Origin of the sequence: Cohnella rhizoplanae, from assembly GCF_948329515.1 — a bacterium.
GTDB classification, from domain to species: domain Bacteria; phylum Bacillota; class Bacilli; order Paenibacillales; family Paenibacillaceae; genus Cohnella; species Cohnella rhizoplanae.
This window is the reverse complement of record NZ_CAOJCN010000010.1, coordinates 227,119-233,899: the sequence shown is the minus strand read 5'-3', so window position 1 is coordinate 233,899 and position 6,781 is coordinate 227,119. Positions and strand designations below refer to the sequence as shown.

The following is a 6,781-nucleotide window of genomic DNA, read 5'->3' as shown; positions in this document are numbered from 1 at the left end:
CACCCGCCCAGTTCCCGGATCGCCTTCATGGCGAGCGCCGCATAGATCGCATTATGCCCGACCCAATATAGACCGTCTATCGTCGCTTCGAGCGATGTCGCTATCGCTTGCTCGGCGGCTCGGGCGTCCATGGCCGGTGCCGGCCGATCGGCTGCACGGTTCACCCCGTCGTCGCAGCCGACATCGAGATGCCGCGACACCATGGTATCCGCTTGCGCCGCGATCGTCTCTCCCAGCTCCTCCGCGCATTCATTTTCCGCGATAAAAAAATAAGCGGCAATCGCCGCCGCGCCGAAATGCGCCTCCCAGACATCCCCCGTCCGCCGCTTGCAGGCAGAAATGACGGTAAGACCCTTCTCTAACAGCACGCGTCGATTCATCATTACGACTCCTCCCTACGCACATCATACCGTCCATCGCTGAAAAAGCCTATGCCTGCCCAAGCCTAGCAGCTTCGGCGATGCGGGATTGCACCTCGTCGCTGCGGATGTACCGCTCGATTTGCTCCTTCTCGAACGCCGTGAACTGATACTCGCAATCGCAGCCCTCGTCAAGCGCCTCGATCTGGATCGGGTGGCCCGTATGTGTGCATACGACGAGCGCCGTCAGATCGATCAGGTCCTGCGGCGGCGGCGTAGCAGCTTCGGCGTGCGGCCGCAGCTCGACATCCACCCACTGGGCGTCCCTTCGCTCGACGATCGCGTCAAATCCGACGAACCTCAGCTCGCGCGGCATTTCATCTCCGTACTTTATCATGTGCACGTCCTCCGTCCGCAACGAAGGGCCGTCCCCGCCGGCTTCGCTGGGAAGCCGGCCGCGGGAACGACCCTTAGCGATCATGAATGGAATCAGGTCTCTCTATGATTCTAAAAGATCAAGGCAGCATCGTGGAACCCATCAGATAACGATCGACCTCGCGGGCCGCTTCGCGTCCCTCGTTGATCGCCCAGACGATGAGGCTCTGACCGCGGCGCATGTCGCCGGCAGCGAACACCTTGTCTACGCTGGTCTTGTACTTGCCGTATGCGGCCTTCACGTTCGTTCTGCGGTCGGTCTCCAGGTTCAACTGCTCGACGAGGGTCGATTCGGGACCTTCGAAGCCGACGGCTACGAGGACGAGATCGGCCGGCCATACTTTCTCCGTGCCGGGGATCTCTTCGTATACCTTGCGGCCCGTCTCGTCGACATAACGGCGGATCTGCACGGTGTGCAGCTCCTTGACGTTGCCGTCTTCGTCGCCGACGAACTTCTTGGTCAGCACCGAGAACGCGCGCGGATCTTCGCCGTACAGTACCTTCGCTTCTTCGTGTGCGTAGTCGAGCGTATAGACGTTCGGATATTCCGGCCAAGGGTTGTTGATCTGATCGCGGGTCAGCGGCGCCTTGGCATGCGTGCCGAATTGAGAGACGCTCGTGCAGCCGTGACGCAGCGCCGTCGCGACGCAGTCGGTGCCCGTGTCGCCGCCGCCGATGACGATCACGTGCTTGTCCTTGCCCGAGATGTAGTTGCCGTCTTCGAGGTTCGAGTCCAGATAGCTCTTGATCGTGCCGTTCAAGTAGTCCATCGCCTGATGGATGCCCTTGAGGCCCGCGCCCTCGACGGGACCGAGCCCGCGCGCCTTGGTCGCGCCGCCGCACAGGACGATCGCGTCATACTCCTCGGCCAGCTGCTTCGCGGGAATATCCTTGCCGATCTCGGTGTTCGTCACGAACTGGATGCCTTCCTCGGCGAGCAGATCCACGCGGCGCTTGACGATATGTTTCTCGAGCTTCATCGTCGGAATGCCGTAGGTGAGCAGTCCGCCCGGACGGTCCGCGCGCTCGAACACCGTCACGGTATGGCCCGCCTTGTTGAGCTGCGCGGCCGCGGCCAGTCCCGCAGGACCGGATCCGACGACGGCCACGCGCTTGCCGGTACGAAGCTTGGGCGGCTGCGGCACGACCCAGCCTTCCTCGAAGGCGCGGTCGATGATCGCCTGCTCGATCGTCTTGATCGTGACCGGATCGCCGATCAGGCCGACGGTGCACGAGCCTTCGCAAGGCGCGGGACATACGCGTCCCGTGAACTCGGGAAAGTTGTTCGTCTTGGCCAGACGATCGTAGGCCTCTCTCCACAAGCCGCGGTAGATGAGGTTGTTCCACTCGGGAATCAGGTTGTTGACCGGACAGCCCGAGGCGCCTCCGGACAGCTCCATGCCGGTATGGCAGTATGGCGTTCCGCAGTCCATGCAGCGAGCTCCCTGGGTGCGCAGCTGCTCTTCGGAGAACATGCGGTGGAACTCGTTCCAATCCTTGATCCGTTCAAGGGGGTCGCGGTCGCTAGGCAGCTCGCGTTGATATTCCATAAATCCCGTAGGCGTCGACATCCCATTTCCTCCATCTGTCGGTAATTCGCGTGTCTGACCGGCCGCTCAGCCATGTCGAGTCACCGTATATATGATAGACCATCTTACCTGACGACCTGTGCCATCAGAATGGATTATCCCCTCTATTGTTTGCACTTTCCGCTCCGCGCCGTTCGTAGACGCACATGTCAAAAGCAATCGGGTTGCGCTCGTCGGCCGCTCTCTGGGTTCGCGAGACAAGCTCCCATGCATCGCGATCGAAAGCGGGAAATACGGCGTCGCCTTCGACGGCCTCCGACAACTCCGAAATCAGCAACCGATCGGCGTGCGGCAGCAGCTGCGCGTATACGTCGGCGCCGCCCGCGACCATCAGCTCGTCGCGGCCGTATCGCTCCAGCGCCTCCTGCACGGAACGGACGAGGACGCAGCCTTCAGGCGCATCGGCCATCGTGCGGGACAATATGACGTTCGTCCGCCCGGCCAGCGGCTTGGGCAGGGAGCGGAACGTGTTGCTGCCCATCAGTACAGGCTTGCCCATCGTCTGGGCCTTGAAGTATGCCATCTCGTCCTTCAGACGCCAAGGCAGCGCGTTGTCCGCCCCGATGACGCCGTTCTTCGCGACGGCGGCGATTAACGTAACGGACATAAGCCACCGCCTCCTGCTCTCTTGCTTTTTGTGTAACTATCATAACATATGAAGCTTCCCGGCGACTATCAGCCAAAAAACGACTGTTTGATGACAAATCCCGCATCGATTCGACGCACGGAGCAGCCATGCGCGAGTCTCGCGCGGCTAGATCGCCACCGGTGCCTTGATCGCGGGATGATATTCATAGCCCTCGAAGGAGAAGTCTTCGTACTTGTAATCGAAGATCGAATCCGGTTTGCGATGGATGACGAGCTTCGGCAGCGGCAGCGGCTCGCGCGTGAGCTGAAGCTTCACCTGCTCGAGGTGGTTGGAATAAATATGAACGTCGCCGCCGGACCAGATGAACTCGCCGGCTTCGAGCCCGCACTGCTGCGCCACCATATGGGTGAGCAGCGCGTAGGAAGCGATATTGAACGGCAATCCGAGGAACGTATCGACGGAGCGCATCGTCAGCATGCAGGAAAGCTTGCCCTCCGATACGTAAAACTGAAAAACGAAATGGCAGGGCGGCAGCTTCATCCGGTCGATCTCCGCCACGTTCCACGCGCTGACCAGGTGTCGCCTGGATTCCGGGTTGTTCTTGATCGAATCGACGACTTGCGCGATCTGGTCGATCGTGCGTCCGTCCGGCGTCTCCCAGGCGCGCCATTGTGAGCCGTACACGGGTCCGAGATCGCCGTTCGCGTCGGCCCACTCGTCCCAGATCGAGACGCCGTTTTCCTTCAGGTAACGAATATTGGTGTCGCCGCTCAGGAACCAGAGCAGTTCGTGAACGACGCTTTTCAGATGGATCCGCTTGGTCGTGACGAGGGGGAAGCCTTCCTGCAGATCGAATCGCAGCTGCCGTCCGAAGACGCTGATCGTACCGGTGCCCGTGCGGTCCCCTTTGCTCGCGCCGTGGTCCAGTATGTCCTGCAGTAATTCCAGATAATTGCGCAAGAGCCGTCTCACCTTTTCATCTTAAAGTTATTCCGATTGTATCACTTGTCCCGTCCGTCTGTCGACGAATAACGCAGTCCGCGGCGCTGTTGACGCTGCTCGTAGCGGGCGCGGGCGCTCTCGTGGAGCAGCCGCTCCTCCTCCGTCTCCGGGTACACGGCGGGCACCGGCGCGGTCTTGCCGTCCTCTCCCAGGGCGACGAACGTGCTGAACGCGGTGACGGTCAGCCTGCGCTCGCCGGTGAACAAGTCCTCGGCCCTGACGACGCAATAGATCTCCATCGAGCTGCGATGCGTCCACGTGACGCAAGCTTCGAGCTCGAACGCCTCCCCGACGCGGATCGGCGAGAGAAAGTCCAGACTGTCCTGCGAGACGGTCACGACGGGCATATGGCAATGCCGCATCGCGGCGATCGTCGCGATCTTGTCGATATACTGCATAAGCGTGCCGCCGAACATCGTGCCGTGGTAGTTCGTATCTCCGGGGAACAGCATCTCGGTCATGATGGACCTGGAGGCCGCGATCGGTCTGGATGAAGCGTTCATGGTTTGCATTTCCCCTTTTCTCCTGCAACGTCCCGGCATGCATGGGCAATCGCCGGACGTTAAAATGTTTCTTCATTATAACGCAAGCGGACCTTGCTTGCCCGGCATGAAAAAGAGGCAGCCGCTTCGGCTGCCTCTCATCTTCCGAATATCATGCCGATCAACGCGAGAAACGAAACGCGCAGCGTTCTCGTCCTGCGCGCGCCGGTCAGCCGATCGTCGATGCCGCCCGCATAATCGTCGTGTCCGAGCTCTCTGTATTCGGCCAGCTTTTCGAGCGTGTATTGTATGTCCAGCATATGCCGTCCCCCCTATGTCGCTTGCTTGCTGTCTCCAGTATGCGGTATTCAAAAGAGGACAAAAAGCGTATAATACAACAAATGGATTTCCCCTTTTATACGCGCAAAAGAAGAAGATGAGAAAGGACGGGATTGCATGCTGGCCGCAGAACGATATCTCACGCTGTACGACCGGTTCGAGGGCGGACGCGCCCTCGGGGAGCCGACCGAAGCGACGCTGGAGGAGCTGGCCGAGGCGCTCTACTGCACCGCGCGGAACGCGAAGCTCGTGCTGAAGCGGCTCGAAGAAGAAGGCCTGGTCGCCTGGATGCCCGGCCGCGGACGCGGCAACCGTTCCCGGATCGTCTTCCATGCGGATAAAGAAGACTTCTTGTTCGACCTGGCGACGACGAAGGCCGAGCAAGGAGATTACCGCCTATCCTTCGAGCTGCTCTCGACCTACGGCGCCGGTACCGACGCCAAGACCCGGTTCATCGATTGGCTGAACGTCAGATTCGGCTATCAAAAGGAAACGGTACGCGGGCGCACGGACTGCGACACGCTGCGCATCCCCGTATACAGGCAGGTTCAGACCCTGGATCCCGGCAGCGCGAACTTCGCGTTCGACGGCCATCTGATGTATCACATTTTCGACCGTCTCGTGACGTTCGACGAATCGCTCGGCCGGATCGTGCCGGGCGTCGCGCATGCCTGGAGCTCGGACCCCGCAGGCATGGAATGGACCTTTTACCTGCGCAAAGGCGTGCACTTCCACGACGGCCGGGAGTTGACCAGCGAAGACGTCGTGTTCACCTTCGAGCGTCTGCGCCGCACCGGCGTGCCGAACCGCTGGATGATGCGCAGCCTGCTGCGCGTCGATGCGCTGGGCCCGCGCACCGTGCGCTTCTCCCTCTCGCGTCCCAACCGGATATTCGACCGCTATCTATGCGCGGCAGCGGCCTCCATCCTGCCGCTCGATCTGCGCGGCGTGGGAGACGCTTACTGGCGCCTGCCGGTCGGCACCGGCGCGTTCAGGCTGGTCACGTTGTCCCCTCACCGGATCGAGCTGATCGCCAACACGGCGTATTACGCGGGACGGCCGTTTCTCGACTGCGTCGATATCGTCATCATGCCGGAGGATTGCCGCGAGCTGTCAACGACCGGCATGCCATCCGTCATGCGCGCGCCGGACGGCGAGGATCCGGCGGTCGACGGCCTGGATCCGGGTACGGACTGGCAGGCGCTCGCGCGGTTGTGCAACGGTTGCACGATGCTGACGTGGAATACGAACAAGGATGGCTGGCAGCAAAACGAAGCGCTGCGCAAGGCCGTGCGCATGATGCTCGACCCTGTCGCGATGCAGGCCGATCTCGGCGGTGAGCGCGCGCTGCCGGCTTACGGCATACGGGCCGAGGACAGCTTGAAGTACATCGCCAAGTCCGCTGCCGAGCCGCAGATACGGGAGACGCTGCGCCTCGCAGGCTACGACGGCGCCGCGCTGCGGCTGGTCGTGCACGAGAAATACGAGCTCGACGGACGCTGGATCGCGGACCGGCTTGAACGCTTCGGCGTCAACGTCGAGCTGGTGGTGGCCGATTGGAAGCAAGCGGTCGATCCTGCCGTCGTCGCGAGCGGCGACTTCACGGTGTCCGGCATCGTGCTCGCCGAGGACGAAGTATGCGAGATCGACCTGTACGAGCACGAAGCCTGCTTGACCAGCGCCTATCTCAACGCCACGCTCAAGACTTGGATCGTCGAACGCATCGACCGCGCGCTCGCCGCCTACAGCCCGGAGGAGCGCCGGAGCCATATGCGGGAGATCGAGAACCGGCTGCGCGAGGAATGCTATATCATCTTCCTGCACCATCGCCGGCTCAGCACCCATATGCATCCCTCCGTTCGCGGCGCCAGCTTCAGTCCTCAGGGATGGATCGATTTTAAGCAGATCTGGCTGGAAAAAGTCGTTTGATCGCGCCGCGACGCAACGCAAAAAGAGGAAAGCGCCCGAGAACTTCCGGGCGCTTTC

At 61.4% G+C, this 6,781-nt stretch carries 7 protein-coding genes and 1 pseudogene; 1 reads left to right on the top strand and 7 read right to left on the bottom strand.

Annotation, left to right across the window (positions count from 1 at the left end; translation table 11 throughout):
- The 7 genes and pseudogenes from PQG80_RS16635 to PQG80_RS16605 form a co-directional block, all read right to left on the bottom strand.
- Positions 1–383, bottom strand: a pseudogene (locus PQG80_RS16635) (hypothetical protein); the annotation flags it as partial.
- Positions 384–429: 46 nt separating this feature from the next.
- Positions 430–756 carry a hypothetical protein gene (locus tag PQG80_RS16630; protein ID WP_271752532.1) on the bottom strand — a complete coding sequence of 109 codons (327 nt, stop codon included), beginning with the start codon at positions 754–756 and terminating at the stop codon, positions 430–432.
- A 118-nt stretch (positions 757–874) separates the two neighbouring features.
- Positions 875–2,365 carry a glutamate synthase subunit beta gene (locus tag PQG80_RS16625; protein WP_271752531.1) on the bottom strand — a complete coding sequence of 497 codons (1,491 nt, stop codon included), beginning with the start codon at positions 2,363–2,365 and terminating at the stop codon, positions 875–877.
- A 103-nt stretch (positions 2,366–2,468) separates the two neighbouring features.
- Positions 2,469–2,990: a dihydrofolate reductase gene (locus PQG80_RS16620; RefSeq protein ID WP_271752530.1), complete on the bottom strand. Its 522-nt coding sequence runs from the start codon at positions 2,988–2,990 to the stop codon at positions 2,469–2,471.
- Between the two features lie 147 nt (positions 2,991–3,137).
- Positions 3,138–3,932, bottom strand: coding sequence for a thymidylate synthase (gene thyA, locus PQG80_RS16615; RefSeq protein ID WP_271752528.1), 795 nt, complete (start codon positions 3,930–3,932; stop codon positions 3,138–3,140).
- A 41-nt stretch (positions 3,933–3,973) separates the two neighbouring features.
- Positions 3,974–4,477, bottom strand: a complete 504-nt coding sequence (locus tag PQG80_RS16610; RefSeq protein ID WP_271752542.1) for an acyl-CoA thioesterase — start codon at positions 4,475–4,477, stop codon at positions 3,974–3,976.
- 137 nt (positions 4,478–4,614) lie between these two features.
- Positions 4,615–4,776 carry a hypothetical protein gene (locus PQG80_RS16605; RefSeq protein ID WP_271752527.1) on the bottom strand — a complete coding sequence of 54 codons (162 nt, stop codon included), beginning with the start codon at positions 4,774–4,776 and terminating at the stop codon, positions 4,615–4,617.
- Positions 4,777–4,912: 136 nt separating this feature from the next.
- Here PQG80_RS16605 and PQG80_RS16600 point away from each other — a divergent pair, with 136 nt between their 5' ends.
- A complete protein-coding gene (locus PQG80_RS16600; protein ID WP_271752526.1) occupies positions 4,913–6,724 on the top strand; it encodes an SgrR family transcriptional regulator in 1,812 nt (603 codons plus the stop codon).
- The last annotated feature ends 57 nt before the right edge of the window (positions 6,725–6,781 follow it).

Bases quoted from the DNA above. Each gene is read 5' to 3' on its own strand.
- PQG80_RS16630 (WP_271752532.1), bottom strand. From the start codon at position 756: ATGATAAAGTACGGAGATGAAATGCCGCGCGAGCTGAGGTTCGTCGGA.
- PQG80_RS16625 (WP_271752531.1), bottom strand. From the start codon at position 2,365: ATGTCGACGCCTACGGGATTTATGGAATATCAACGCGAGCTGCCTAGC.
- PQG80_RS16620 (WP_271752530.1), bottom strand. From the start codon at position 2,990: ATGTCCGTTACGTTAATCGCCGCCGTCGCGAAGAACGGCGTCATCGGG.
- PQG80_RS16610 (WP_271752542.1), bottom strand. From the start codon at position 4,477: ATGAACGCTTCATCCAGACCGATCGCGGCCTCCAGGTCCATCATGACC.
- PQG80_RS16605 (WP_271752527.1), bottom strand. From the start codon at position 4,776: ATGCTGGACATACAATACACGCTCGAAAAGCTGGCCGAATACAGAGAG.
- PQG80_RS16600 (WP_271752526.1), top strand. From the start codon at position 4,913: ATGCTGGCCGCAGAACGATATCTCACGCTGTACGACCGGTTCGAGGGC.